Origin of the sequence: Proteiniclasticum sp. C24MP, from assembly GCF_043951855.1 — a bacterium.
GTDB lineage: Bacteria > Bacillota > Clostridia > Clostridiales > Clostridiaceae > Proteiniclasticum.
In genome coordinates, this window is record NZ_JBINJW010000005.1 from 117,941 (window position 1) to 141,744 (window position 23,804).

Sequence of the window (23,804 nt, forward strand, 5' to 3'; positions counted from 1 at the left end):
GTATAAGGTTTTTTGCGGAAAAGTTATGACCTCCTGTCGTAACTTTTTCCTTGTAGATAGAATAATTTATGGAGGTGTGATATGGCGGTATCCAGAAAGGACGTAGACTATATCAAGGAGCTGGCCAGGCTCCACATAAGTGAAGAAGAAAAAGACGGACTGGTGGGGGATCTTAACATGATCCTTTCCTATGTGGACAAACTTCAGGAACTGGACACGGACGAGGTGGAAATTCTTGTGAATCCTCTCTATATCGAAAATGTGTATCGGGAAGATGTGGTGGAGGAATCTCTCACCACGGAAGATTTTCTCATGAATGCGCCGGAAAGAGCGGATGATTATCTGAAGGTTCCCAGTGTGATAGACAGGGAGGATGCATAATGGACTTATATAGAATGAAATCCCATGAGCTGAAGGATCTTCTGGCAAAAGGGGAAGTGAAGAGCGAAGAGATCATAGGCAGTTTTCTTCAGAGAATCGAAGAAGTGGAACCCAAAGTGGATGCATTTCTTTATGTCAATCAGGAAGAAAGTCTGAAAAGAGCAAGAGAAATCGATGAGAAGAAGATTTCCGGAGGGATGCTTTCGGGCATTCCTGTAGGCATCAAGGACAATATTTCCGTCAAGGGCATGCAGAACACCTGCGCGTCCAAGTTCATGGAAGGATACATTGCGCCTTATGATGCCACTGTGGTGACAAAGCTCAAGGAAGAGGGTGCCATCATTCTGGGGAAACTCAACATGGATGAATTCGCCATGGGTTCCTCCACGGAGCACAGCGCCTATAAGATCACCCGTAATCCCCATGACCCGGAAAGAGTGCCAGGTGGCTCTTCAGGCGGTTCTGCGGCAGCGGTTTCCGCCATGGAAGTGCCGCTTTCCCTGGGCACAGATACGGGAGGCTCCGTCAGGCAGCCTGCGGCATTCTGCGGCATCCCCGGGCTGAAGCCTACCTATGGAAACATCTCCAGATACGGGGTCACCGCTTTCGGTTCCACCCTGGATCAGGTAGGCACCTTTGCACGGGATGTGAAGGACCTGGCACTTCTGACCACCTCCATCAGCGGTCACGACAAGATGGATTTCACCACCAACAAGAGAGCGAAGGTGGATCTTTTCACAGGACTCAGCAAAGACATCCGTGGAAAGAAAATCGCCATCGCCAAGGACTTTCTTGGAGAAGGGCTCAATGAGGACGCCAGAAGAAATCTGATGGAAATGATTGAAGTGCTGAAGGATCGTGGAGCAGAGATTGACTTCATCGACCTGAAGCTTACAGACTACTCTCTGGCGGCCTACTACATCATCTCTTCCGCAGAAGCTTCCTCCAATCTTGCGAGATTCGACGGCATCCGATACGGAAAGAGGGCGGATGACGCGGCGGATCTTCTGGACCTCTACAAGAAATCCAGAAGCGAAGGGTTCGGCGCGGAAGTGAAGAGAAGAATCATGCTGGGGACCTATGTCCTTTCCGCAGGATATTATGATGCCTACTACAGCAAAGCGCTGAAGGTCAGGAAACTCATTCAGGAAGAATACAAGGAGATCTTTAAAAGCTATGATGCCATCATTTCTCCGACCACACCGACTCCGGCCTTTAAGATCGGAGACAATACGGAAGACATCATGGCCATGTATCTCAACGACATCTATACTGTACCTGTGAATATCGCAGGAATTCCGGCTGTATCCATTCCATCTGGAAAGGTCAAGGGACTTCCTCTGGGTCTTCAGATCATGGGGAACCACTTCGACGAGCAGGGCATCTTAAACATCGCCTACGCGGTGGAAGACAGCCTGAAGCTTGACATGACACCAGGATTATAGGAGGGAGAGAAAAGATGAACTATGAAGCAGTCATTGGACTAGAAGTCCATGTAGAACTTTCAACAAAAACCAAGGCTTTCTGCGGATGTACCACCCAGTACGGCGGAAAACCCAACTCCCATGTGTGTCCTGTATGTCTGGGTCTCCCAGGGGCACTGCCCAGGGTAAACCTTGAAGTGGTGAACAAGGCCATAAAGACGGGGCTTGCACTAAGCTGCAGCATCAACCGGTTCAACCGGTTCGACCGCAAGAACTATTTCTATCCGGACGCACCCAAAAGCTATCAGATCACCCAGAATGATTTTCCCATCTGTTATGACGGGTACATTGAAGTGACCACAGCGGAAGGGGAAAAGAAGAAGATCGGCCTGGAGAGAATCCATATGGAAGAGGATGCGGGAAAGCAGCTTCATTCCAGCAAAGGCACCCTGGTGGATTTCAACCGTTCCGGGGTTCCCCTCATCGAGATCGTTTCAAAACCCGACATCAGAACTCCTGAAGAAGCGACGCAGTATCTCACCAAGCTGAGATCCATCCTGCTTTCTCTTGGGGTATCCGATGTGAAGATGGAGGAAGGGTCCCTGCGCTGCGATGGAAACATCTCCATCCGGGAAAAAGGAGCTTCCGAATACGGTGTGAAAAGCGAAATCAAGAACATGAACTCCTTCAAAGCCCTGGAAAAGGCCCTGCGATACGAGTTCGACAGGCAGCTGGCTGCCATTGAAAAGGGTGAAAAGCTTTCAGTGGAAACCAGAAGGTGGGATGAAGCCACGGAGACGACGGTGCTCATGCGGTCCAAGGAAATGGCCAACGACTACCGCTACTTCCCAGAAGGCGACCTGGTTTCCCTGAATATCAGCGAAGAGTGGATTGAAGGCATCCGGGCGAGCATCAAGGAGCTTCCTCATGAGAAGGAGGAGCGCTTCGTGCGCGAATACGGCATTCCTTCCTATGACGCCATGGTGCTTACCCTTACAGAGGATATGGCGGACTTCTTTGATGATGCCGCAAAGGTTTCCGGAGATGCCAAGGGGGCTTCCAACTGGCTCATGGGGGATGTTTCAAGACTCATGAATGAGAAGGGCACCTGGATTTCCGAGCTGAAGTTCACGCCGAAGGATCTATCCGATCTTCTGGAACTCATCAAGGCGGGTACCATATCCACTGCCATCGCCAAGAAAGTGGTGGAATTCATGTTCGTCGAAGGAAAGAATCCCAAGGTCATTGTGGAAGAGAAGGGACTTGTCCAGAACAGTGATGAGGACTTCATTCTTTCTGAAGTGAAGAAAGTGCTGGATGCTCATCCCAATGTGGTGGAAGACTACAGAAACGGAAAGACCAAGATCATGGGCTTTGCGGTGGGACAGACCATGAAGGCGACCAAAGGAAAAGCCAATCCTGCCATCATCAACAAGCTGGTGAAGGAAGAGCTGGACAGAAGAATATAACTGAAAACACGAGATGCCCGGGAGCCTTTGCCCCTGGGCATCTGTTTCCATATAGGGCGCAGAATCGTCATGGAACTGTTTCGGAGAATATGGGATAATGAAGGATAAAAAGAAGAAGGAATTGGAAGGGGAAATGGACTTCCGAGAGAAAATCTGAAAATGACACACAAGTAGAGGAGAGTGATTGAATATGACCATCAGAGAATGCGGTTTAAAAGATCTGACAGTGGTAAAACAGATCTGTGAGAAGACATTCATGGAAACCTTCGGAGAAGAGAACAGTGAAGATGACATGAAGAAGTATCTGCAGGAGACTTTTTCCGAAGAAGTACTGAAGAAAGAGCTGGAGGAGGAAGATTCGCTTTATTTTCTGGTATTCATGGAAGAGAGACCGGTAGGTTATATGAAGCTGAACTTCAGGGAAGCCCAGACGGAGAAAGGGCATGAAGAGGCGATGGAAGTGCAGAGAATCTATGTGCTGAGGGACATGAAGGGCAAAGGCATCGGAAAGATGATGCTGACGAAGGCCATGGACATCGGGAAAGAGAGAAACCTCCAGTATGTCTGGCTCGGGGTATGGGAGCATAACAAGGCTGCCATCGCCTTCTATGAAAAGCTGGGATTCAGGCAGTTTGATACCCATGTATTCGTGCTGGGTGAGGATCGTCAGATCGACCATCTCATGAAACGGAGCCTTTAAATGAAATGGTGAAGCATCTGTATTTACATGTGAACCGCACTGGAGGAAGTTTCTCGTGACATCCGTGTCAGATGTTTGTATCTTCTCTTGGCTGTGCTAAAATGAGAATAGATTTATGTAAGGAAACAGGTAGATAAAATGATAACTGGAAAACTGAACTGGGACGTTTTAAAAAAGCTCCTCGCAAGAAATCAGGGAGCCATACGATCTGAAGTGGAAAAGGGCGGCGCAGTGGGAGAAGACTGCGCGGTTGTGAATCTGGGAGAAGAAAAGCTGATTCTGTCCACGGATCCTGTAACCGCTGCGGCGGAAGATGCAGGTCACATCGCCTTTCACATCAACATCAATGATATTGCCACCACGGGTGCAAGACCCCTTGGCATCATGGTGACCATCCTTGCGCCAAAGGAGGCATCTCTCGTCGACATCGAGAAAGTCATGAGGGACATTTCCAAGGAAGCAAAGGAGAATGATGTGATGATTCTCGGCGGACATACGGAAGTGACGGATGCGGTGAACCGCATGATTGTGTCGGTCACTGCGCTCGGAACCATGGACCATGGAGAAGACGTGGTCTGGACAGGCGGCGCCAGGGCAGGAGACAAGATCATCGTGACGAAAGCACTGGGGCTGGAAGGCACTTCCATTCTGGTCAGTGACTTCTGGGAAAAATCCAGAGAAGTGCTCAGTGAAGAGGAAATGAATGCAGCCAGAGCATTTTCACAAGAGCTGTCTGTGCTGAAAGAGGGAAGGCTCATGAGAAATATGGCTTCTTCCATGCATGACATCACAGAAGGCGGTGTCCTTGGTGCGCTATGGGAAGTGAAAGAAGCATCCGGCAAAGGATTCAGAGTGGAACACGAAAAGCTTCCTGTGAGAGATGTGACGAAGAAGCTCTGCGATGCCTTTTCCCTGGACCCCTTGAAGCTGATTTCTTCAGGCAGTATGCTCCTGACCGTGGAGAGGGAAGAGGAAGCTCTTGCGATTCTTGCGAAGCACGGTATTGAAGCACACGTCATAGGAGAAGTCCTTGAAGAAGGAAGCGTTCTTGTGAAAAAGGGCGAGGAATTCCATGTGGATGCACCACGAAGAGATGAAATATACAAACTGTACGACTGATGAGAAAGTGAAGAGGAGAAAATATGAGAATAGATGGAAGAAACCAGGATGAACTGAGAAAGCTGAAAATTACGAGAGGATTCACGAAATACTCCAAGGGCTCTGTGCTCATAGAGATGGGCGATACCAAGGTCATCTGCACAGCCACCGTGGAGGAGAAGGTGCCCCCCTTTCTCAAAGGCACAGGAAAAGGCTGGGTCACTGCTGAGTATGCCATGCTGCCCAGTTCCACCCAGACCAGAAAGAACAGGGACATCTCCAGGCTCAGACTGGATGGAAGAAGCACGGAAATACAGAGGCTCATCGGTCGAAGCCTTCGCTCGGTGATGAATCTGGATGTTCTTGGCGAAAGAACCATCTGGATCGACTGTGATGTCATACAGGCCGATGGCGGAACAAGATGCGCCTCCATCACAGGTGCTTTTGTGGCGCTGACAGATGCGGTGAATGCCATCCATGAGGAAGCTCCTTTTGAGACCTATCCCATCAGCGGCATGGTCTCCGCCATCAGCGTGGGCATCAGCGAAGAAGGGCCCATTCTGGATCTGAACTACGCGGAAGACTCCACGGCCATGGTGGACATGAATGTGATCATGAATGAAAAAGGTGAATTCATAGAGCTTCAGGGTACAGGCGAAGAAAGACCCTTCACGGCGAAGGAAATGAACGATCTTCTGACCCTTGCTTCAAAAGGAAATGAGGATCTGCTAGTCCAGGTGAAGGAAATCATGGGAGAGGATCTCGGGAGGATTCTGTTATGAAGAGACTGATCATTGCCAGCAATAATGCGCATAAGGTGAAAGAAATCAAGGACATGCTGAAGGACTTTCATTTCGAAGTCCTTAGTCTGCATGATGCGGGCATCGACATCGAGGTGGAAGAAGACCGGGACACCTTCATGGGAAATGCCTATAAGAAGGCTTCTGAAATCTACGAAACCCTGGGTGAGGAAGAGCGTGCAAACACACTGGTTCTCTCTGATGATTCCGGTCTCGCGGTGGACCACCTGGATGGGGCTCCTGGGGTCTATTCCGCGCGCTACGCTGGAGTTGCCCATGACGACGGAAGAAACAACGAGAAGCTCCTTCAGGAGCTTCAGGGGGTGCCGGAGGAAAAGCGCGGTGCGCAGTTTGTCACGGCCATGGTTCTTCTTGGCAAGGATCTTGATCTGCGTGTTCTTGGGGAAGCGAAAGGAAGAATTCTGACTGAGCTGACTGGCACAGGAGGATTCGGTTATGATCCGCTTTTCTACTCCAGTGATCTGGGGAAATCCTTCGGCGTTGCCACCAGTGAAGAAAAGAACAGTGTTTCCCATAGAGGGAATGCGCTGCAGAATCTGATTAAGGAGCTGAGGAAGATTGAGGATCGCCATCGTCTCTGATACACATAAATCCATGAGTTCCATCAGAAAAGTCTGTGAAAAGATAGAAAGGGAAAATCCCGATCTCATCCTTCATCTGGGAGATGTCATGGAGGATGCGGATGTCATGGAGGCTATTTTAGGACGGGAAGTGAGAAGAGTGCCTGGAAACTGCGATTATGCCTACGGCATGAACCACGCGCTCTTTATTCAGGTGGAGAAAATAGGCATCTATGCGGTCCATGGACATGAACAGGGTGTAAAGAGAAGCCTTCGTCCGCTTGCGGGAGAAGCTGCGGGAAAAGGGGCGAAAATCGCCCTCTACGGCCATACCCATGTGGCGCGGGAAGAGGACCTTGGGGGAGTGCATCTGCTGAATCCCGGCAGCGCGGCGCTGCCGAAAAACGGACAGGAGAAAAGCATGGCCTTTCTGAAGATCAGAGGAAAAGAGTTTTCCTTTGACATTGTGCCACTTTAGATTAGAAAAGTATAAGTTGTTCGGGGGAAATGGTATGACAATCGTTAAAAAAACCGGGATCTATATTCTAGGCCTCTTTGTGCTGGCCTTGGGGATCTCCGTATCTGTGAAAAGCAATCTGGGTGTGTCACCCGTAAGCTCGCTGCCTTATGTGCTGAGCAGAATCGTGGAGATTGAAATGGGGTATTTCACCATGGCGGTGTTCATCTCCTTTATTGTGGTGCAGCTTTTCATTCTGAGAAGAGAATTCAGAATCCTGAGCAGTATCCAGATTCTTGTTTCCATCGCATTCGGATATTTCGTGAATCTGTCCAATTTCATGCTCCGGAATATCGAGACCCCGGATCCCATGATTCTGCGTGTGGTGCTTGCGGTGTCCAGTGCAGCGCTATGCGGGCTGGGGATTTTTCTTTATATCGCACCCAGCATCATGCCGCTGCCTGGAGAGGGGCTCACAGAGGCCATATCCTATAAGACCGGGAAACCATTCTCCAGAATCAAAGTGTACTTTGATCTGACCATGGTGGTCTTCAGCCTTGTGTTTTCACTGGGTTTTCTTGGAAGGATTGACGGAATCGGGATCGGTACGCTGATCTCGGCCCTTCTCATCGGAAAATTCGTGGGGATTTTCTCGAAACTTCTGAAAGAAAAAGTGCAGATGTTTCTGGGAAATCCGGATACACTGATTGCGAAGGCTCATGTGCAGGTGGCGAAAAAATCCACGCTGGAATAAAAGTAAATTATAGGCTTTTTTTACCTTTTGCACTTTTAATAACAGAGGAGTTGGGTTATAATCATAATTGACCTTAGTTTCCAGCAGAGATTTTTTTCTGGAGAAGGATAGTTCTATGACAATATGCAGTAAACTTCGAAGATCAGGGAAAAAAATATTCGTCTTTTTAGATTGAGTGTTAAGGGATTTAGCTTTCTGGAAAAAGAATCCCGAAAAATCTTCCAAGTTAGGTATTGACGGGCACCGGATTTTAGTATAGAATTATTTTTGTCGTCGAAAACAAGACGACCTACGGGGTGTAGCGCAGCTGGGAGCGCGCGTGCTTTGGGAGCATGAGGTCGCAGGTTCAATCCCTGTCACCCCGACCATTTTATAAATGGTAAAATTATCCTAGTGTAAAAAATCTGCGTCTTTAGCTCAGCTGGATAGAGCAACGCCCTTCTAAGGCGTGGGCCAGGAGTTCGAATCTCTTAAGACGCACCAATTAATGGGATATCGCCAAGTGGTAAGGCTCCAGACTCTGACTCTGGCATCGTTGGTTCGAATCCAGCTATCCCAGCCATTTCATGATCCACTAGCTCAGTCGGTAGAGCACATGACTTTTAATCATGGTGTCCGGGGTTCGATTCCCCGGTGGATCACCATTTATGCGGGTGTAGTTCAATGGTAGAACTCCAGCCTTCCAAGCTGGTCGTGAGGGTTCGATTCCCTTCACCCGCTCCAGTATTTTAATCCTACGGGGTGTAGCGCAGCTGGGAGCGCGCGTGCTTTGGGAGCATGAGGTCGCAGGTTCAATCCCTGTCACCCCGACCATTAAAATATCATAGCGTGCGGGAGTGGCTCAGTGGTAGAGCGTCACCTTGCCAAGGTGAACGTCGCGAGTTCGAATCTCGTCTTCCGCTCCATTTATGCGTCTTTAGCTCAGCTGGATAGAGCAACGCCCTTCTAAGGCGTGGGCCAGGAGTTCGAATCTCTTAAGACGCACCATATATGGTGGACGTAGTTCAGTTGGTAGAGCGCCAGATTGTGATTCTGGTTGTCGTGGGTTCGAGTCCCATCGTTCACCCCATTTTTATCAGTGGGATATCGCCAAGTGGTAAGGCACCAGACTTTGACTCTGGCATTCGTTGGTTCGAATCCAGCTATCCCAGCCAATAAGAGAATATAGTATGCAGATGTGGCGAAATTGGCAGACGCACTAGACTTAGGATCTAGCGCCGAGAGGCGTGGGGGTTCGACTCCCTTCATCTGCACCATAACATGCGGGAGTGGCTCAGTGGTAGAGCGTCACCTTGCCAAGGTGAACGTCGCGAGTTCGAATCTCGTCTTCCGCTCCATGCGGGTGTAGTTCAATGGTAGAACTCCAGCCTTCCAAGCTGGTCGTGAGGGTTCGATTCCCTTCACCCGCTCCATTAAAGCCTGCCTGGTGGCAGGCTTTTTTCATATCACTTCTGTCAGGCCTCATTAGCTCAGTTGGATAGAGTACTGGTCTTCGAAACCAATGGTCGGGCGTTCGAGTCGCCCATGGGGCACCAAAAAGGATATGAACCTGAGAAAAGAAACTGTTTGAAAAGCTTTTAGCTTACTAGACAGTTTCTTTTTTTGCCCTATTTTTTGGAATCATGAATTTTGGATGAATAGTGAGTCGAGAGTCTAGGGGCATTGCGGTTCCGATGATAGAATAAGAATGATAACCTGCACGGACTGTGCAGAAGCCATAGCGATAGAGAAAGAAGTGAAGCTGCAGGAGGATGCGATGAAGTTTGATCTGCTTTTAGGTATGGAACAGGATGAGGTCGGAGACAGAAAGGTTTTTCACAGGGAGGCAGTAAGAGGCCTGGTAAGAAAAGAGGATAAGGTTCTGCTGATCCGCACAAAGAATGGAGACTGGAAGTTTCCAGGTGGAGGCATTGAAGAAGAGGAAAGTCATGAGGGAGCGCTGAAACGGGAAATTCTCGAAGAGGCAGGACTGGAAATAGAGCATGTCCGGGAACTCGTCGGTAAGGTCGTGGAGAGAAGAGCGGATAAGTATGAATCGGATACTGTTTTTGAGATGGTTTCCTATTATTACCTGTGCGATGGTGCTGGTGAAATGGGCGCTCAGAATCTCAGCGGATATGAGGCTTTGCTGGAGTTCATGCCAGAGTGGATGCAGCTGAGCGATGCTTTTTTTCAGAATCTCAGTCTATTCACGGACAGCTTTCCCGACAGATGGCTGGAAAGAGAAACGGAAGTGATGGGGATTCTGCTCACGGGCGAAATCCTCTAAGATGGACCTGTCATGGGTAGATGTGGAATGAGAAGACTGATCAGTGGAACTACGTACTGGAATAGAGGAAAGGATGATTCTGATCTGCTTCCTCTTCTCTGGAAGGATCCTTTGAGAGAGAATCATTTCTGCATTCCCGGCTATGAAGGAATACAGCATGGATGGTACTCGAATCATAAGAAACCTGATGCTCGGCGAAGTAGAACCCTATAGAGAGGTTCTAAAACCGGACCGATGGAAAATACAGATATGAAAAAGATAGCGTATGGAGAAAAGCGAATCACCATGCACTATCTTTTTCATTTGAATTTCAAAATTTTTTTAAATGTTTCAGAAGTGTAAACGTCAACATTGAGAATAGGGGGGTTGCCAACCCTGAAAAGCTCATGTATAATCAAAACATTCTTGTTAGAAATACACGTGTACACGAACGAAGGACATAACGAGCAAATGGTATCTATGAAGGATCTTTTTATAGGAAACTCCATCCAAATTATAAATGAATTGTGAATGGATTCAGAGGATCGGATAAGGAAATCAGGCATAGGATACCACCGTCTGAACAGGATGAAATACGTATCAAAGGGGAAAACAGTTATGCAGAAAAAGAAAATGGGACTCGTCCCGAAACTCATCATCGCAATTATTTTAGGTGTTCTAGTGGGGCAGATGAACTTCCTGCCTGAATTTCTACTTCGTATTCCAGTGACCTTCTCCAGCATTTTCAGCAGCCTTTTGGCCTTCATCATTCCGCTGATGATCATCGGCTATGTGATCATAGGCATTGCGGATCTTACAGAAGGTGCAGGGAAGCTTTTAGGCGTCACAACTTTTCTGGCTTACGGCTCCACGCTGCTTGCGGGAACCATCGCCTATTTTGTGGCTTCCACATTCTTTCCTTCCTTCATCAGACCTGAACTGGTGGAAAAGATCACAGAGTCAGGAAGCGGACTTTCCTCTCTCTTCTCCATTCCGCTGAGTCCTCTGCTGGATGTGACAGGAGCCATTGTATTTGCCTTCATGTTCGGAATCGGAATCTCCTACCTGAAAGGAAAAGGCCAGGGTGCGATGATGTATGGATTCTTCAAGGATTTCAGTGAGATCATCACCAAGCTTCTTCATACCCTGATCATCCCTGGACTGCCCTTCTACATCTTCGGAAATTTCATGAATCTCAGCTATTCCGGGGCCGTCTTCTCCGTACTTTCCATCTTCTGGAAGGTATTCCTGATTGTCGTCATCATGCACCTTTCCTATGTCAGCCTCATGTTCTTTGCAGCTGGTTCCTTCTCCGGAAAGAATCCGCTGATGATGATGAAGAATCAGGTGACCGGATATGTTACCGCCATCGGAACGCAGTCTTCCGCCGCAACCATTCCGGTGAATCTGGAATGCGCAAAGAAGAACGGTGTATCTAAGCAGATCAGAGAATTTGTGGTGCCACTGGGTGCGACCATTCATCTGGCTGGAAGCATCATCACAATCACAAGCTGTGTCACTGCGGTTCTTCTGATGTATGGTATGCCACACGGTTTCGGACTCATGGCCGGATTCATCGCCATGCTTGGCGTGGCCATGGTGGCAGCACCAGGAGCACCAGGAGGAGCCATCATGAGTGCGCTGCCGTTCCTGACCATCGTAGGCATCGATCCTACCGGAACAATGGGTCAGCTTCTGGTGACATTGTATCTGACACAGGACAGCTTCGGTACAGCAGCCAATGTATCGGGTGACAATGCCATCGCAGTGATCGTGGATGAAATCTACCATAAGTACATTGTAAAGAGAGCGCCTGAAGTGGAAGTGGCGGAAAGCGCATCCCTCAGCAGCTGATGTAAGGCAGGGAAAGACATCTTGTGGAAAGAAATCCATAGGATGTCTTTCTCCTTTGCATGTAGAAAGAGATGATTTCTGAGGATATGCAATTATCAGTTTTCGGGCTGTTTCCTTGTGTTTCCTGAAGGTCAAATCGTTTACGAGGCGGATTTATGCAATTTGATGAGAAAGGTGTTGCTTAATGACATCAATGAAATTAAAATGGTTGAAATGAAAGAAATAAATGAGGACGGTAAGATGGAGAATAGAAGAGAAGAGATTAAAGGGATCAGAAGAATTGTAATCAAGGTGGGCACATCCACCATCGCCCATCCCAGCGGACTGATCAATCTGTATCGGATGGAGCATCTGGCAAGGATGCTTTCGGATCTGAAAAACAGAGGGTATGAGGTCGTGCTGGTTTCTTCTGGTGCCATCGGTGTAGGTGCACAGAGAATGCATCTTTCGGAAAGGCCAAGAGATATCGAAGGCAAACAGGCTGCAGCTGCTGTTGGTCAGGTGGTTCTTATGAACATGTATCAGAAGTTTTTCCAGGAATACAACTATCAGGTGGGGCAGGTTCTTGTGACGAAGCAGGTGGAAACGGATAAAGTCATGAATTATCATGCCAGAAATACCATGAATGAACTTCTGAAGAACAAGATTGTACCCGTGGTCAACGAGAATGACACCATCTCCACGGATGAGATCATCTTCGGAGACAACGACACCTTATCTGCAGTGGTGGCGGCCCTTGTGGATGCGGATCTTCTGATTCTTCTCTCGGACATCGACGGACTGTACAGTGATGATCCCAGAATCAATCCTCTTGCAAAACTCATTGACAGAGTGGATGTCATTGATGAAAGCATCGAGGCCATCGCAAAGGATTCTTCCACCAAGCTCGGCACCGGCGGCATGATCACCAAGATCAGGGCAGCCAAGTATGCTACGGAGAGAGGGATCCACGTGGTTCTGGCCAATGGAAGCCGTAATGAAACCATAGAAGAAATCCTTGGTGGTAAGGTGCTGGGCACATTATTTTTAGGGGGAAAGAAAAAATGATCGAAAATCTGGGAAGACAGGCAAAAGCCGCTTCAAGAGAACTGGCGAGATTAGGCACAGTGAAGAAGAATGAGATTCTACGTCTTCTTGGCGAAAATCTCATGAAAAGAAAGGAAGAGATTCTTGCAGCCAATGCCGAAGATCTCAGAAGAGGAGAAGAAAACGGCTTATCTCCTGCACTGATGGACCGGCTGCTTTTAAGTGAAGAGCGCATTCTATCCATGAAGGAAGGTCTTTTCACTGTGGAGAAACTGGAGGATCCTGTGGGCGAAATCAGAGAAATGAAGACCCTGCCCAACGGACTGAAGGTCGGAAAGAAAAGCGTGCCCCTTGGCGTTGTGGGCATCATTTATGAGTCCAGACCCAATGTCACCATCGATACGGCAGCCCTCTGCCTGAAATCCTCCAATGCACTGATTCTAAGAGGGGGGAAGGAAGCCATCTCCTCCAACAAAGTGCTGGTGGAGATTGTGCAGGATACACTGAAGGAGCTGGGCCATGATCCCTTCATGGTGCAGCTCATAGAAGACCTTTCCTATGAAACGGCAGGAGCCTTCATGAGGATGAATGAATACCTGGATGTGCTGATTCCAAGAGGAAGCGCGAAGCTGATCCAGCGTGTGGTGAAGGAAGCCACAGTGCCTGTCATTGAGACGGGTGTGGGCAACTGCCATGTGTTTGTGGATGAAAGCGCTGATTTTTCCATGGCGCTGGATATCATCGTCAATGCCAAGACCCAGAGGACAGGGGTCTGCAATGCCATGGAATCTCTTCTGGTTCATGAAGCGGTGGCTGAAGCATTTCTTCCTGCGCTTTTCGATACACTGAAACCCTATGGTGTCAAAGTCATGGCCGACGAAAAGGCCAGAAGCATTATTCCTGATTTTGAGAAAGCCACGGAAGAGGACTATGCCAGGGAATATCTGGATCTGTCCATGTCCCTGAAGACGGTGAAGGATCTCAGTGAAGCCATGGACCATATCGAAAAATACGGTACGGGTCATTCCGAGGCCATCATCACAAAAGACTACGACCATGCCATGACCTTCACGGATGAAGTGGATGCGGCAGCGGTCTACGTCAATGCATCCACAAGGTTCACTGACGGTTCTGCCCTGGGTATGGGCGCGGAGATGGGCATTTCCACTCAGAAGCTGCACGCAAGGGGTCCTGTGGGACTGAAGGAACTGACCACCACGAAGTATATCATTTTCGGAAGCGGTCAGGTGAGAGCGTAGCATAAGAAAAAGACATACAGAAATGACAGAATCCCTGAAGGAAAAGCGGAGCTTTCCCTTCAGGGATTTTCTCTATGGAAGATGATTAGCTTAAGACCTTGAGTTTACTGAATTCCTTATCCCGAAGGAGTCTTCGGGCTGATTCTCTGAGGTAGTCGGAATGGGGCATGAGGCCATGGTCCAGAAGACGGATCAGGGAGATGGCTCCATGGAGTGAGGATAGATGGGAGTGTTCGCTATAGTTTGGGGTATTCTTTCTTACAACCACATAGGAAGACTTTCCGATCTGCAGTACTTTGAACCTCCTGTGGTAGAATACAACTCTTGACATAGTGTAATCCCTCCTCAAATTATCAAAATATTCCTTCTATATTTATATTATAATGGATTTCATGGTCTATTTGGTTAAAATGGAGTAAAAACCGAATTATTTTTTCTTAATCTATTCACAAATCCCGAGTGAAATGGTATGCTTTAGAAGTGCTGTGAAGAAAGTACTTAAGAATTTTGACCTAAGTCAAAGTTTTCGCAATAAAGAACAGATTATAATAGAGACAGATTTAAGGTAGGAGGCGATTGTTTTGACCATCGATATCAATGACAGCGTGCAGGAAATTGTCATGAAATGCCCCGAAGCGGCAGATGTACTGAAAGACCTGGGCTTCGACCAGATTGTGAACCCTGTGATGCTGAAGACCATGGCGAAGTTCATGACACTGCCCAAGGCGTCTAAAATGAAAAATATCCCGATGGACAGAATCATCGATGCTTTCGGAGAAAAGGGAATTACTGTAGCAGATTCTATCAATACAAGACAAGTGGAGGGAATATGAGTAACGTAATCAATAACAGAGAAATGAGCGACAGCAACAGAGACAAGAGACAGGAACTTTTAAAGGGAATGATTCTGAAGCTTCATGAAGGAGTTTCTCCAGAAGAAGTGAAGAAGGAGTTCAGAGAGCATTTCACAGGAGTATCCTCCTATGAAATCACCCAGATGGAGCAGAATCTCATCAATGAAGGAATGACCGTGGAAGAAGTGCAGAATCTGTGCGATGTCCATGCGGATATCTTCAAGGGTTCCATCGATGAGGTGCATACAAGAAGCAAGGAAGAGGAAAGCATCGGTCATCCGGTGCGTGTCCTGAGAGAAGAGAACTACGCTTTAAGAAATCTTCTGGATGAGGATATTCTGCCAAAGCTTGATGCCTTCATCAATCATCCCGAAGCGCCCATCAAGAACATGCTTCTCCAGGACATCAACATGCTCTGGGACATCGACAAGCATTATTCCAGAAAAGAGAACATCATTTTCCCTTATATGGAAAAGTATGGCATGAGTGCACCACCGAAGGTCATGTGGGGTGTGGATGATGAGATCAGGGCATCCATCAAGGAAATGAAGCAGAATGTCATCGACGAGAATCGTGAAGAACTGCAGAAGATGGCCTATCCTCTCATCGAAAGAATCAAGGAGATGATCTTCAAGGAAGAAGAGATCCTGATTCCGATGATTCTAGAGAAGTTCACGGAAGATGAGTGGCTGGAAATTGCAGATGACAGTGAAGAAGTGGGATACTGCCTGGTTTCCCCAGAAGGAAAATGGACACCAGACCGAGTTTCCTTCATCGGCGGAGTCAAGAAGAAGAAAGAAGATACACCAGAAGGAAATGTCAGATTCGGCATTGGATTCCTTACAGTGAAGGAACTGGAAAAGATCCTCAACGCGCTGCCTGTGGATCTGACCTTCATCGATGAAAAAGACACGGTGAAGTACTTCAATCAGGCCAAGGAAAGAATCTTTGCAAGAACCAAGTCCGTCATCGGACGTACCGTTCAGAACTGTCATCCGCCACAGAGTGTGGGAACAGTGGAAAAGCTTCTGGTGGATTTCAAGTCCGGAGCGAAAGACCAGGAAAGCTTCTGGATCAATTCCAGAGGAATGTTCATCCTCATTACGTATTACGCCATCCGAGATGACCAGGGCAAGTACATGGGTACACTGGAAGTGACTCAGAACGTTAAGGGCATCAGAGAACTGGAAGGCGAAAAGAGAATCCTGGCTGACTAGGCCTAAAGTAGTCGCCGGAGTTCGTTCAATAAGATATACCAACCCCTTAATAACAAATACGGAAAAATCATGGTCAGGCAGAAGGTTTCTGCCTGGCCGTTTTTCTTTGGTTCCATAGCTGAAAAGTGATGGCCGGCTGGCGGACCCGCGGAAATGAGACCTATGCTTCAGGAGAAATTGCACTTTGCGGTTTAAACAAAAGGATGTTATAAGGTATAATGAGAAAAAGAACTTTGAGAGACACAGGGGGAAGATACAATGAATCATGCCGATAAGCAGTATCTCGATATTGTAAGAGATATTCTGGACCATGGATACTATGACAACAACAGAACAGGAGTGAGCACCTATAAGCTGCCGCACAAGATCATGCAGTTTGATCTTTCGAAGGAATTTCCGATTCTCACATCGAAATTTGTGGGATTCAAGACTGCGGTGAAAGAGCTTCTCTGGATCTACAGAGACCAGTCTAATTCCGTTTTGAAGCTGCAGGAAGAAAATGTCCACATCTGGGACGAATGGATGAAGGAAGACGGCACCATCGGGACATCCTATGGATGGGTGGTCAAGGAATACAATCAGATCGACAAGCTGATCAGCAGCCTGAAAAACGATCCTCAAAGCAGAAGGATGATTCTCAGTCTGTGGCAGATCCCGCATCTGGAAGGGGGATCTTTATACCCCTGTGCTTTCATGACCATGTGGGATGTGACGGATGACCGCCTGAACTGCATGCTGGTGCAGCGCTCCGGAGATATTCCTCTGGGTGTTCCGTTCAACATGACCCAGTATGCGGTGCTGGTGCATCTCATAGCGCAGGTCACAGGCTATAAGCCAGGACTCTTCACCCATGTGATCAACAACGCCCATATCTACGAGAACCAGGTGGAGGGCATGAAAGAGCAGCTAAGCAGAGGCGAAGCACCGGCTGCGCCGAAGCTCTGGATCAATCCTGAAATCAGGGATTTCTATGATTTCACCATGGAGGACATCAGACTGGAAGGCTATGAACATCTGGGGAAGATCAAAATGGAGGTGTCCGTATAATGCTGAGTCTGATCGTAGCCACCACAGAACAAGGCGTCATCGGAAAGGAAGGAACCCTCATCTGGAGAATCCCGACGGATCTCAGATATTTCAGGGAGAAGACCATGGGAAAGAAGATGGTCATGGGAAGAAAGACCTTTGAGAGTTTTCCGAGCCCGCTTCCTGGAAGAGAGCACATCGTTCTTACGAGAAAAAAGGATTATGAGGTTCCTGAAGGAGTCGTTCTGATTCATGATTTCAGTGAAGTGGATCCCTATATCGAAAGCGATGAGGAAGTGTTCATCATCGGTGGAGGAGAAATCTTCAGCCATTTTCTTCCTCTGTGTGAAAGGCTCTATATCACCTGGGTGAAGAAGGAGTTTGAAGGAGATACATTCTTCCCGGTGGAAGAAATCGAGCCGTTCACGGAAGTGAAACGAGAGACCGCCTTTGATGTGGCTTCAGGCATCGAGGTGGACTTCACGGTCTATGAGAGAAGGGATTTCTGAGGAGGAAGCTCATCAGCTGAGGACAAGGGAGAGGATGCTTCTTGCTGCCAGACTTTCTGAAAATCTCTCTGAACTGGAAATGACGGAAATAGAGAAAGTGCTTTCCGGGCATCTGGACGAAATTCTGTCCCGATAAGGAAAGAATAGGATATCATACAGCAGATAAGCCCTCGGATTTCGATGAATTGAAATCCGAGGGCTTATCTTATAGGTTGGTCTGTCAGAGCCTGATTTCATTCTACAGGTCAGGATTCCTGCTGAGGTAGAGTACATGTTTCTTCAGCGGACTGCTTCTTTTCACACTGGGATGGTCAAACTCCATGATCTTCGTCATGCCGATTTTTCTCATGACATTTTCTGAAGGGAGATTGATCTCTGCAGTGAAGCTGTACACCTCATTTAGATTCAGTTCCGTGAAACCATACTGAAGACAGGCTTTGGCACCCTCCGTGGCATATCCTCTACCCCAGGCGGAGGCGGATAGTCGCCAGCCGATTTCGATGCAGGGGGTGAAAGGTGCAGGAAAGGCGGCTTCGTGAAAACCGATGTATCCGATGAATGTTCCCGTTTCCTTCACTTCCACTGCATAGAGTCCGAAACCCAGCCGTCTGAACTCCTCCTGAATTCTCTGATGAAACAGATCTGTCTCCTCTTCCGTGAGGGTTTTGGGAAAATACTGCATCACAAGAGGGTCCAGATTCATTTCTCTGAAGATCTTCAGATCTTCCTCTTGCCAGTCCCTGAAAAGAAGTCTTTCACTCTCGAAATAATTCATAGATGCCTCCTGTCATATGATTTTTCCATCACCTAGTTTCCGTTCTCCACTCTCTTGTCATGGACAAGGCTGATGAAGATGAAGGCGATGCCGAAGAAGAAAGCGCCGTAGGCGAATACGATCTGATATCCGATGAGATCGATGAGGGTTCCCAGTAGGGGCGGGGAGATGATGTTCGCAATGGAAGAGAAGAGGTAGTATACACCCGTATAGGTTCCAAGAAGTCCCACTGGACTCATATCCGCTACCAGAGGGTAGGAATTGATATTGATGGATGCCCAGGAAAATCCGATGCCCAGAAAGAGGATTCTCATGATGAGGAGCATGTTGTTCATGCCTGGGTTCAGGAAAAATATGGTGGTCATGAGAAGCACAGCACCTACGATACCGATTCGGATGGTGTTCTTCTTCCCGATCTTCGTTCCGATGAGTCCTGCCGGAATGGCAAAGATCAGGAAGGAGAGAGAAATGAAGGACAATGTCAGTGTCGCTTCGGAAGGCCTGATGTTCAGATAGCTCTGAGCATATTTTGTGAAGAAGGTCTCCACGCCGTTGAAGCCGATGAACCAGCTGCAGATGGCAAGAAGCAGATACCTGGTGCTTCTGTCCTTGAAGGCGATGCCCAGTCCCTGGGCAAGGTTTCGTTTTTCCTCCGCGGCTTCGTAATGAAGCACATCTCTGTGTTCCTTGATTCGTGTGAAGAGAACGATGAAGGAGAAAAGAATGAGTACTGCAGAGAGGATGAAGGGATACCCTTCATTCATTTCATAAAGCTTTCCGCCGATGAAGTAGGCGATGAGAGAACCGATGCCACCCATGAAGTTGATGATGGAATTGGATTTGGAACGATTGGGTTTCGCTGTGATGTCCGGCATCAGGGCAATCACCGGTGAACGGTAGATGCTCATGGATAAATTCATGAATAAGAGTGCGAAGATCAGTGAGAAAAGGGTTCCGGTGTTGGGTATGAGGAACATGAAGAGGGCTGCCAGGGGCATGCCGATCATGATAAAAGGCATTCTTCGGCCGAAACGGGTATTGATCTTATCTGAGTAGAAGCCGACAGTAGGCTGAATGAACAAGGCCAGATAGTTGTCTATGGTCATGATGAAACCGATGAGTGCCGCGCTCTTGAGATAATTTCCCAGAAGCAGAGGCATGAACGCGTTATAGACGCTCCAGGTGATGCTGATGGCGAAAAATCCGAAACCGAGAATAAAGGTCTTTTTGTAGTCCAGCTTGTTTTCCATTACCGCTTACAACTCCTTCAGTTTGCTTAATAATTCTTTGGGATAATCCGTGATGAGACCATCCACGCCCAGGTCCTTGAAGTAGGCAACCTGGCTGGGGTCATTGACGGTCCATAGATTCACTTTGACATTTTTTCTGTGAGACTCTTCCACAATGGTCCTGTCCATGGCTATGTAGTAAGGATGGATGTACGCTGCACCAAAGGTCAGGGCGTAATCATAAGGTTTGTAGAGCCCGGACTGGTAAAGGGGTGCAACCTTCGCCTCGGGATTCAGCTCTTTCAGTTTGGCCAGGGAATAATGGTTGAAGCTTGAGAAGAGGATGCGAGGAAGAAGACCTCTTTCCGTAAGCATCTTAAGGAGCTTCTCCTCGATGCCCGGATAGAGAAGAAAGCCCATCTTGATTTCGATGTTCAGAATGATCTCAGTACCTTCCAGAAGATCCAGCAGTTCAGAAAGCGTGGGTATTTTCTCTCCTCTAAAGGCATCCCCTTTCCAGAGTCCGAAGTCATGCTGTAGAAGCTCCTCATAGGTAAGGTCCTTGACCATACCTTTGCCGTCGGAAACACGGCTGATTTCTTCATCGTGGGTGAGGACAAGGATGCCGTCTCTTGTCATGTGTACATCCGTTTCAATGCCATGGACACCCAGATCCACAGCGGACCTGAAAGCGGACATGGTGTTTTCCGGATAAACAGAGGAATTGCCTCTGTGTGCGTAAATGAGCATTTGATACCTCCAGTTCAAGGGGCTGAGCCCCTTTTTCTTCTTATCTACATTATACTAGTATTTGTATTCTGTTGTTCTATTTTTGATGTTGTTATCAGCGAATTTACATATTGCTTGGACCAATCGGACTCTAGAGTGGAGATATCCTCAAAACCAGAACAGTTTTTTCCTTTTTCCCACAAATAAAAATCTGGTTTGATATAATAAAAGATGTCTTTAAATGAAAAAGAAATGAAGGTGAAGAAATGATCAGACAATTTATAGAATACTATAAGCCCCATAAATGGCTTTTTTTCCTGGATATGTTTGCTGCTACGCTGGTGGCTGTGACAGACCTGATTTTTCCTCAGGTCACAAGAACGTTCATCAATGATATCATCCCGGATAATAATGTGGAGCTGCTTGTGAAAATCGCCATCGCACTGTTCTTTCTCTATATACTCCGGTTTTTCCTGGATTATATTGTAGGGTACTATGGACACCTGCTTGGCGTGAGAATGGAATATGACATGAGAAAGGATATGTTCCATCATCTCCAGAAGCTGTCTTTCAAGTACTATGATGAGACAAAGACCGGTCATATCATGTCAAGGCTTGTCAACGACCTGAATGAAATATCAGAGCTTGCCCATCACGGACCGGAGGATATATTCATCTCCGGGCTCATGCTCATCGGATCCTTTGTGCTTCTCCTTGGCATCAACGTGAAGCTGACACTCATTGTGTTTTCCATTGTTCCTTTTCTTGTGGTCTTCGCCATTATCTACAACAGCAAGCTGAGAAGAACATTCCGGCAGATGAGAGAGAAGCTCTCTGACATCAACGCAGGGCTGGAAGACTCCATTTCCGGTGTGCGTGTGGTGAAGTCCTTCACCAATGAACCTTTTGAAGAAAAGAAGTTTGACCATGGGAATGAGAGCTTCAAGATCCTGAGAGGAAGAAGTGTACGGCACCTGGGTATATTTACTGGTGGAATCAATTTCTTCTCCAATATATTGAACCTCACAACCCTTGCTTTCGGAGGTTATTTCCTCTATCGTGGTGAGATCCAGACGGGTGATCTTTTTGCTTACATCATATATATGGGTCTTATGATCCAGCCGGTGAAAAGACTGGCGAACTTTGTGGAACAGTTCCAGAGGGGAATGGCCGGATTCAGGAGATTTTCCGAAGTCATGGCTGTGGACCCGGACATCGTCGATGTGGAAGGGGCCGAGGAGCTTAAGGATGTGGAAGGAAGGGTCATCTTTGAAAACGTCGCTTTCTCCTATGGAGACCGCGAAGCGGTGCTCAGAAACATCAATCTTCAGGTACCCGCAGGACAGACCATTGCCATTGTAGGTCCCAGCGGGGTAGGGAAAACCACCTTGTGCAATCTGATTCCCAGATTCTATGAAATCGACAGCGGGAAGATCCTCATTGATGATAAGAATATCCAGGAAGTGACCATGGAGAGCCTGAGAGGGAATATCGGAATCGTTCAGCAGGATGTGTTCCTCTTCACAGGCACAGTCTATGAGAACCTTCTTTATGGAAACCTGGATGCCACCGAAGAAGAAGTCATGGAAGCAGCTAGAAAAGCCAACGCCTATGAATTCATCATGGCCATGCCGGAAGGATTCCAGACCTACATCGGCGAAAGAGGTGTGAAGCTTTCCGGAGGTCAGAAGCAGAGGCTTTCCATCGCCAGAATGTTCCTGAAGAATCCGCCAATCCTTATCCTTGACGAAGCGACTTCGTCTCTGGATAATAAAAGTGAAGCTGTGATTCAGGAATCCATCAGTGAACTGGCAAAGGACAGAACCACCTTTGTCATCGCTCATAGGATGGCGACTATCAGAAATGCACAGAGAATCATCGTGCTGACGGAAAAGGGCATTGAAGAAGAAGGAAACCACGCGGAACTGATGAAGCTCCGGGGTGAATACTTCAAGCTCTATAACTCTCAGTTCAAACCTTCCGAGGTCGTTTAGTCTGGTACAGTAAGAAACAAAAGGAGAAAAAAATGAAATTACTTTTTGAGATGTTTATCTCCTTCTTCAAGATCGGTGCCTTCACCATAGGTGGGGGTTATGCCATGCTGCCTCTTATTCAGAGGGAAGTGGTGAAGAACAAGAAATGGATCAACGAAGAGGATTTTCTGGACATGGTGGTGGTGGCGCAGTCGGCACCTGGACCACTGGCTGTGAATATCAGCGTTTTCACAGGATATAAGGTGAAGGGGATCCCCGGGCTCATATCCACAGTGCTTGGCGCAACGCTGCCGTCCTTTATGATCATCATTCTGGTGGCATCGGTTTTCATCGGGATTGAAGCCAATCCCATTGTGGAACGTGTATTCAAGGGCATCAGACCAGCAGTGGTTGCACTTATTGCTGTGCCTGTCATAAAGCTAGGCAAATCCGCAAAGGTGAACAGGAAGAATTTCTTTCTGCCTGCTACCGTTGCAGTGCTTGTCGCTTTTCTTAAAGTCAACCCGATTTATGTGATCCTGTCACTCATGGTCATCGGTGTGGCGGTAGTCTTTGCAAGGAGGGGAAAAAATGGCAGTACTCATTGATCTATTCATCACCTTCTTTAAAATAGGGCTTTTCAGTTTCGGCGGCGGCTATGCCATGCTGCCCATGATCCAGAGAGAGGTTGTGGACATCAACGGATGGCTTACCAGAGAATCTTTCCTGAATATCATCGGAATCAGTCAGGCTACGCCAGGCCCCATAGCAGTGAATACTGCAACCTATGTGGGATTCAAGACCTCGGGTGTCATAGGCTCCGCCTTTGCGACCTTTGGGGTGATCCTTCCTTCCGTGATTATCGTGTATATCATCGCAAGGCTTTTCATGAAGTACAAGGACGGCATCTATGTGCAGAGCGTTCTGAAATTCATCAGGCTTGGGGCCATCGGCCTCATCGCGGCGGCAGCGCTCTCATTAATGGGAGATGTGTTTGTGAATATACCTAGTGTCATCATCTTCATCGCTGCCTTTTTCGCCAGCTACAAGCTGAAGATGGATCCGATTCTTATGATTGTTCTTGCGGGGTTCATAGGATTCATCATATTCTGATACGAAATTATGAATGAGCGAGAAGCCGGTTTTACCGGCTTCTTCTGCGTTCATATGAAGTAGATTTTAATGTAAAGTGAATAGACCATTAACAAATCCGTTTTTCATTGTAAAGTGAATGTTAATCATGTATTATAGAAGAACACGGACGAGATAGGAAGCGAAATCGGGTAATGCGTATGTGTATTTTGTTGAGAATCAAAGGGTATGGAAATTGTAGTAAATTTACTTATTCTTTTGAGAAATTTATACAAATAAGTGTTGACAGATGATTTGAGGCCGTGTTATTATAGACAAGTCGCTTGAGACAAGTGACAAGAAAGAAAAC

The 23,804-nt window shown here is 47.5% G+C and carries 25 protein-coding genes and 14 tRNA genes; 35 read left to right on the forward strand and 4 right to left on the reverse strand.

From position 1 onward, the window contains the following. Positions 1 to 81: 81 nt before the first annotated feature. From gatC to ACHAL6_RS06320, 27 genes are all read left to right on the forward strand, one after another. Complete coding sequence (gene gatC, locus ACHAL6_RS06190; RefSeq protein ID WP_395269379.1) at positions 82 to 381, forward strand: Asp-tRNA(Asn)/Glu-tRNA(Gln) amidotransferase subunit GatC; 300 nt, start codon at positions 82 to 84, stop codon at positions 379 to 381. Then, positions 381 to 1,826 carry an Asp-tRNA(Asn)/Glu-tRNA(Gln) amidotransferase subunit GatA gene (gene gatA / locus ACHAL6_RS06195; RefSeq protein ID WP_395269380.1) on the forward strand — a complete coding sequence of 482 codons (1,446 nt, stop codon included), beginning with the start codon at positions 381 to 383 and terminating at the stop codon, positions 1,824 to 1,826. Before gatC ends, gatA begins: the two co-directional genes overlap by 1 nt. A gap of 14 nt (positions 1,827 to 1,840) precedes the next feature. Continuing rightward, complete coding sequence (gatB, locus tag ACHAL6_RS06200; protein ID WP_395269381.1) at positions 1,841 to 3,274, forward strand: Asp-tRNA(Asn)/Glu-tRNA(Gln) amidotransferase subunit GatB; 1,434 nt, start codon at positions 1,841 to 1,843, stop codon at positions 3,272 to 3,274. Between the two features lie 190 nt (positions 3,275 to 3,464). Further along, complete coding sequence (locus ACHAL6_RS06205) at positions 3,465 to 3,974, forward strand: GNAT family N-acetyltransferase (RefSeq protein WP_395269382.1); 510 nt, start codon at positions 3,465 to 3,467, stop codon at positions 3,972 to 3,974. 138 nt (positions 3,975 to 4,112) lie between these two features. Continuing rightward, positions 4,113 to 5,093, forward strand: a complete 981-nt coding sequence (locus ACHAL6_RS06210; RefSeq protein WP_395269383.1) for an AIR synthase family protein — start codon at positions 4,113 to 4,115, stop codon at positions 5,091 to 5,093. 23 nt (positions 5,094 to 5,116) lie between these two features. Further along, entirely contained in the window at positions 5,117 to 5,854 is a 738-nt protein-coding gene (gene rph, locus ACHAL6_RS06215; RefSeq protein ID WP_395269384.1) for a ribonuclease PH, read from the forward strand. Next, complete coding sequence (gene rdgB, locus ACHAL6_RS06220; RefSeq protein WP_395269385.1) at positions 5,851 to 6,474, forward strand: RdgB/HAM1 family non-canonical purine NTP pyrophosphatase; 624 nt, start codon at positions 5,851 to 5,853, stop codon at positions 6,472 to 6,474. The genes rph and rdgB overlap by 4 nt, the downstream gene beginning before the upstream one ends. Continuing rightward, positions 6,452 to 6,931: a metallophosphoesterase family protein gene (locus ACHAL6_RS06225; protein WP_395269386.1), complete on the forward strand. Its 480-nt coding sequence runs from the start codon at positions 6,452 to 6,454 to the stop codon at positions 6,929 to 6,931. Before rdgB ends, ACHAL6_RS06225 begins: the two co-directional genes overlap by 23 nt. A gap of 34 nt (positions 6,932 to 6,965) precedes the next feature. After that, positions 6,966 to 7,664, forward strand: a complete 699-nt coding sequence (locus tag ACHAL6_RS06230) for a YitT family protein (protein ID WP_395269387.1) — start codon at positions 6,966 to 6,968, stop codon at positions 7,662 to 7,664. A gap of 292 nt (positions 7,665 to 7,956) precedes the next feature. Continuing rightward, a tRNA-Pro gene (locus ACHAL6_RS06235) sits at positions 7,957 to 8,032 on the forward strand. A gap of 38 nt (positions 8,033 to 8,070) precedes the next feature. After that, positions 8,071 to 8,147, forward strand: a tRNA-Arg gene (locus ACHAL6_RS06240). 5 nt (positions 8,148 to 8,152) lie between these two features. Further along, a tRNA-Gln gene (locus tag ACHAL6_RS06245) sits at positions 8,153 to 8,226 on the forward strand. A 6-nt stretch (positions 8,227 to 8,232) separates the two neighbouring features. Further along, positions 8,233 to 8,308: transfer RNA gene (locus ACHAL6_RS06250), tRNA-Lys, on the forward strand. A 5-nt stretch (positions 8,309 to 8,313) separates the two neighbouring features. Further along, positions 8,314 to 8,387 (forward strand) — tRNA-Gly (locus ACHAL6_RS06255). 14 nt (positions 8,388 to 8,401) lie between these two features. Beyond that, positions 8,402 to 8,477, forward strand: a tRNA-Pro gene (locus tag ACHAL6_RS06260). A gap of 17 nt (positions 8,478 to 8,494) precedes the next feature. After that, positions 8,495 to 8,569, forward strand: a tRNA-Gly gene (locus tag ACHAL6_RS06265). A gap of 5 nt (positions 8,570 to 8,574) precedes the next feature. Next, a tRNA-Arg gene (locus ACHAL6_RS06270) sits at positions 8,575 to 8,651 on the forward strand. Between the two features lie 6 nt (positions 8,652 to 8,657). Next, a tRNA-His gene (locus tag ACHAL6_RS06275) sits at positions 8,658 to 8,733 on the forward strand. Positions 8,734 to 8,743: 10 nt separating this feature from the next. Continuing rightward, positions 8,744 to 8,818: transfer RNA gene (locus ACHAL6_RS06280), tRNA-Gln, on the forward strand. Positions 8,819 to 8,835: 17 nt separating this feature from the next. After that, a tRNA-Leu gene (locus ACHAL6_RS06285) sits at positions 8,836 to 8,920 on the forward strand. Between the two features lie 6 nt (positions 8,921 to 8,926). Beyond that, a tRNA-Gly gene (locus ACHAL6_RS06290) sits at positions 8,927 to 9,001 on the forward strand. Between the two features lies 1 nt (position 9,002). Continuing rightward, positions 9,003 to 9,076 (forward strand) — tRNA-Gly (locus ACHAL6_RS06295). 46 nt (positions 9,077 to 9,122) lie between these two features. Further along, positions 9,123 to 9,199, forward strand: a tRNA-Arg gene (locus ACHAL6_RS06300). A 221-nt stretch (positions 9,200 to 9,420) separates the two neighbouring features. Beyond that, positions 9,421 to 9,933 carry an NUDIX hydrolase gene (locus tag ACHAL6_RS06305; RefSeq protein ID WP_395269388.1) on the forward strand — a complete coding sequence of 171 codons (513 nt, stop codon included), beginning with the start codon at positions 9,421 to 9,423 and terminating at the stop codon, positions 9,931 to 9,933. A gap of 597 nt (positions 9,934 to 10,530) precedes the next feature. Then, entirely contained in the window at positions 10,531 to 11,766 is a 1,236-nt protein-coding gene (locus ACHAL6_RS06310) for a dicarboxylate/amino acid:cation symporter (protein WP_395269389.1), read from the forward strand. 240 nt (positions 11,767 to 12,006) lie between these two features. Next, on the forward strand, positions 12,007 to 12,813 hold the full coding sequence (gene proB, locus ACHAL6_RS06315) for a glutamate 5-kinase (protein ID WP_395269391.1): 807 nt from the start codon (positions 12,007 to 12,009) through the stop codon (positions 12,811 to 12,813). Beyond that, positions 12,810 to 14,051, forward strand: coding sequence for a glutamate-5-semialdehyde dehydrogenase (locus tag ACHAL6_RS06320; RefSeq protein WP_395269393.1), 1,242 nt, complete (start codon positions 12,810 to 12,812; stop codon positions 14,049 to 14,051). The genes proB and ACHAL6_RS06320 overlap by 4 nt, the downstream gene beginning before the upstream one ends. Positions 14,052 to 14,136: 85 nt before the next feature. On the opposite strand, the gene ACHAL6_RS06325 is transcribed toward ACHAL6_RS06320, so the two are convergent. After that, on the reverse strand, positions 14,137 to 14,382 hold the full coding sequence (locus tag ACHAL6_RS06325; protein ID WP_395269395.1) for a hypothetical protein: 246 nt from the start codon (positions 14,380 to 14,382) through the stop codon (positions 14,137 to 14,139). Between the two features lie 250 nt (positions 14,383 to 14,632). Here ACHAL6_RS06325 and ACHAL6_RS06330 point away from each other — a divergent pair, with 250 nt between their 5' ends. The 5 genes from ACHAL6_RS06330 (at position 14,633) to ACHAL6_RS06350 (ending at position 17,793) form a co-directional block, all read left to right on the forward strand. Continuing rightward, entirely contained in the window at positions 14,633 to 14,884 is a 252-nt protein-coding gene (locus tag ACHAL6_RS06330; protein ID WP_395269397.1) for a DUF1858 domain-containing protein, read from the forward strand. Further along, entirely contained in the window at positions 14,881 to 16,122 is a 1,242-nt protein-coding gene (locus tag ACHAL6_RS06335) for a DUF438 domain-containing protein (protein WP_395269398.1), read from the forward strand. Before ACHAL6_RS06330 ends, ACHAL6_RS06335 begins: the two co-directional genes overlap by 4 nt. 258 nt (positions 16,123 to 16,380) lie before the next feature. Further along, positions 16,381 to 17,169: a thymidylate synthase gene (locus ACHAL6_RS06340; protein ID WP_395269399.1), complete on the forward strand. Its 789-nt coding sequence runs from the start codon at positions 16,381 to 16,383 to the stop codon at positions 17,167 to 17,169. Beyond that, entirely contained in the window at positions 17,169 to 17,657 is a 489-nt protein-coding gene (locus tag ACHAL6_RS06345) for a dihydrofolate reductase (protein ID WP_395269400.1), read from the forward strand. The genes ACHAL6_RS06340 and ACHAL6_RS06345 overlap by 1 nt, the downstream gene beginning before the upstream one ends. Then, positions 17,638 to 17,793 carry a hypothetical protein gene (locus ACHAL6_RS06350; RefSeq protein WP_395269401.1) on the forward strand — a complete coding sequence of 52 codons (156 nt, stop codon included), beginning with the start codon at positions 17,638 to 17,640 and terminating at the stop codon, positions 17,791 to 17,793. Before ACHAL6_RS06345 ends, ACHAL6_RS06350 begins: the two co-directional genes overlap by 20 nt. Before the next feature lie 102 nt (positions 17,794 to 17,895). Here ACHAL6_RS06350 and ACHAL6_RS06355 read toward each other — a convergent pair whose 3' ends face one another. From ACHAL6_RS06355 to ACHAL6_RS06365, 3 genes are read right to left on the reverse strand one after another with little or no spacing between them, the layout of a single operon-like run. Beyond that, entirely contained in the window at positions 17,896 to 18,432 is a 537-nt protein-coding gene (locus ACHAL6_RS06355; protein WP_395269403.1) for a GNAT family N-acetyltransferase, read from the reverse strand. A gap of 32 nt (positions 18,433 to 18,464) precedes the next feature. After that, positions 18,465 to 19,682: an SLC45 family MFS transporter gene (locus ACHAL6_RS06360; protein ID WP_395269404.1), complete on the reverse strand. Its 1,218-nt coding sequence runs from the start codon at positions 19,680 to 19,682 to the stop codon at positions 18,465 to 18,467. 6 nt (positions 19,683 to 19,688) lie between these two features. Further along, positions 19,689 to 20,411: a glycerophosphodiester phosphodiesterase gene (locus ACHAL6_RS06365; RefSeq protein ID WP_395269405.1), complete on the reverse strand. Its 723-nt coding sequence runs from the start codon at positions 20,409 to 20,411 to the stop codon at positions 19,689 to 19,691. Positions 20,412 to 20,656: 245 nt separating this feature from the next. Between ACHAL6_RS06365 and ACHAL6_RS06370 the strand changes: the two genes are divergently transcribed. From ACHAL6_RS06370 to ACHAL6_RS06380, 3 genes are read left to right on the forward strand one after another with little or no spacing between them, the layout of a single operon-like run. Next, entirely contained in the window at positions 20,657 to 22,384 is a 1,728-nt protein-coding gene (locus ACHAL6_RS06370) for an ABC transporter ATP-binding protein (RefSeq protein ID WP_395269406.1), read from the forward strand. A gap of 32 nt (positions 22,385 to 22,416) precedes the next feature. Further along, entirely contained in the window at positions 22,417 to 22,971 is a 555-nt protein-coding gene (locus tag ACHAL6_RS06375; protein WP_395269408.1) for a chromate transporter, read from the forward strand. Beyond that, positions 22,955 to 23,476, forward strand: a complete 522-nt coding sequence (locus ACHAL6_RS06380) for a chromate transporter (protein ID WP_395269410.1) — start codon at positions 22,955 to 22,957, stop codon at positions 23,474 to 23,476. Before ACHAL6_RS06375 ends, ACHAL6_RS06380 begins: the two co-directional genes overlap by 17 nt. Positions 23,477 to 23,804 lie beyond the last annotated feature (328 nt).

Excerpts from the sequence above, each read along its gene's own strand:
- gatC (WP_395269379.1), top strand. The coding sequence starts at position 82 with ATGGCGGTATCCAGAAAGGACGTAGACTATATCAAGGAGCTGGCCAGG.
- gatA (WP_395269380.1), top strand. The coding sequence starts at position 381 with ATGGACTTATATAGAATGAAATCCCATGAGCTGAAGGATCTTCTGGCA.
- gatB (WP_395269381.1), top strand. The coding sequence starts at position 1,841 with ATGAACTATGAAGCAGTCATTGGACTAGAAGTCCATGTAGAACTTTCA.
- ACHAL6_RS06205 (WP_395269382.1), top strand. The coding sequence starts at position 3,465 with ATGACCATCAGAGAATGCGGTTTAAAAGATCTGACAGTGGTAAAACAG.
- ACHAL6_RS06210 (WP_395269383.1), top strand. The coding sequence starts at position 4,113 with ATGATAACTGGAAAACTGAACTGGGACGTTTTAAAAAAGCTCCTCGCA.
- rph (WP_395269384.1), top strand. The coding sequence starts at position 5,117 with ATGAGAATAGATGGAAGAAACCAGGATGAACTGAGAAAGCTGAAAATT.
- rdgB (WP_395269385.1), top strand. The coding sequence starts at position 5,851 with ATGAAGAGACTGATCATTGCCAGCAATAATGCGCATAAGGTGAAAGAA.
- ACHAL6_RS06230 (WP_395269387.1), top strand. The coding sequence starts at position 6,966 with ATGACAATCGTTAAAAAAACCGGGATCTATATTCTAGGCCTCTTTGTG.
- ACHAL6_RS06305 (WP_395269388.1), top strand. The coding sequence starts at position 9,421 with ATGAAGTTTGATCTGCTTTTAGGTATGGAACAGGATGAGGTCGGAGAC.
- ACHAL6_RS06310 (WP_395269389.1), top strand. The coding sequence starts at position 10,531 with ATGCAGAAAAAGAAAATGGGACTCGTCCCGAAACTCATCATCGCAATT.
- proB (WP_395269391.1), top strand. The coding sequence starts at position 12,007 with ATGGAGAATAGAAGAGAAGAGATTAAAGGGATCAGAAGAATTGTAATC.
- ACHAL6_RS06320 (WP_395269393.1), top strand. The coding sequence starts at position 12,810 with ATGATCGAAAATCTGGGAAGACAGGCAAAAGCCGCTTCAAGAGAACTG.
- ACHAL6_RS06325 (WP_395269395.1), bottom strand. The coding sequence starts at position 14,382 with ATGTCAAGAGTTGTATTCTACCACAGGAGGTTCAAAGTACTGCAGATC.
- ACHAL6_RS06335 (WP_395269398.1), top strand. The coding sequence starts at position 14,881 with ATGAGTAACGTAATCAATAACAGAGAAATGAGCGACAGCAACAGAGAC.
- ACHAL6_RS06340 (WP_395269399.1), top strand. The coding sequence starts at position 16,381 with ATGAATCATGCCGATAAGCAGTATCTCGATATTGTAAGAGATATTCTG.
- ACHAL6_RS06345 (WP_395269400.1), top strand. The coding sequence starts at position 17,169 with ATGCTGAGTCTGATCGTAGCCACCACAGAACAAGGCGTCATCGGAAAG.
- ACHAL6_RS06350 (WP_395269401.1), top strand. The coding sequence starts at position 17,638 with ATGAGAGAAGGGATTTCTGAGGAGGAAGCTCATCAGCTGAGGACAAGG.
- ACHAL6_RS06355 (WP_395269403.1), bottom strand. The coding sequence starts at position 18,432 with ATGAATTATTTCGAGAGTGAAAGACTTCTTTTCAGGGACTGGCAAGAG.
- ACHAL6_RS06360 (WP_395269404.1), bottom strand. The coding sequence starts at position 19,682 with ATGGAAAACAAGCTGGACTACAAAAAGACCTTTATTCTCGGTTTCGGA.
- ACHAL6_RS06365 (WP_395269405.1), bottom strand. The coding sequence starts at position 20,411 with ATGCTCATTTACGCACACAGAGGCAATTCCTCTGTTTATCCGGAAAAC.
- ACHAL6_RS06370 (WP_395269406.1), top strand. The coding sequence starts at position 20,657 with ATGATCAGACAATTTATAGAATACTATAAGCCCCATAAATGGCTTTTT.
- ACHAL6_RS06375 (WP_395269408.1), top strand. The coding sequence starts at position 22,417 with ATGAAATTACTTTTTGAGATGTTTATCTCCTTCTTCAAGATCGGTGCC.
- ACHAL6_RS06380 (WP_395269410.1), top strand. The coding sequence starts at position 22,955 with ATGGCAGTACTCATTGATCTATTCATCACCTTCTTTAAAATAGGGCTT.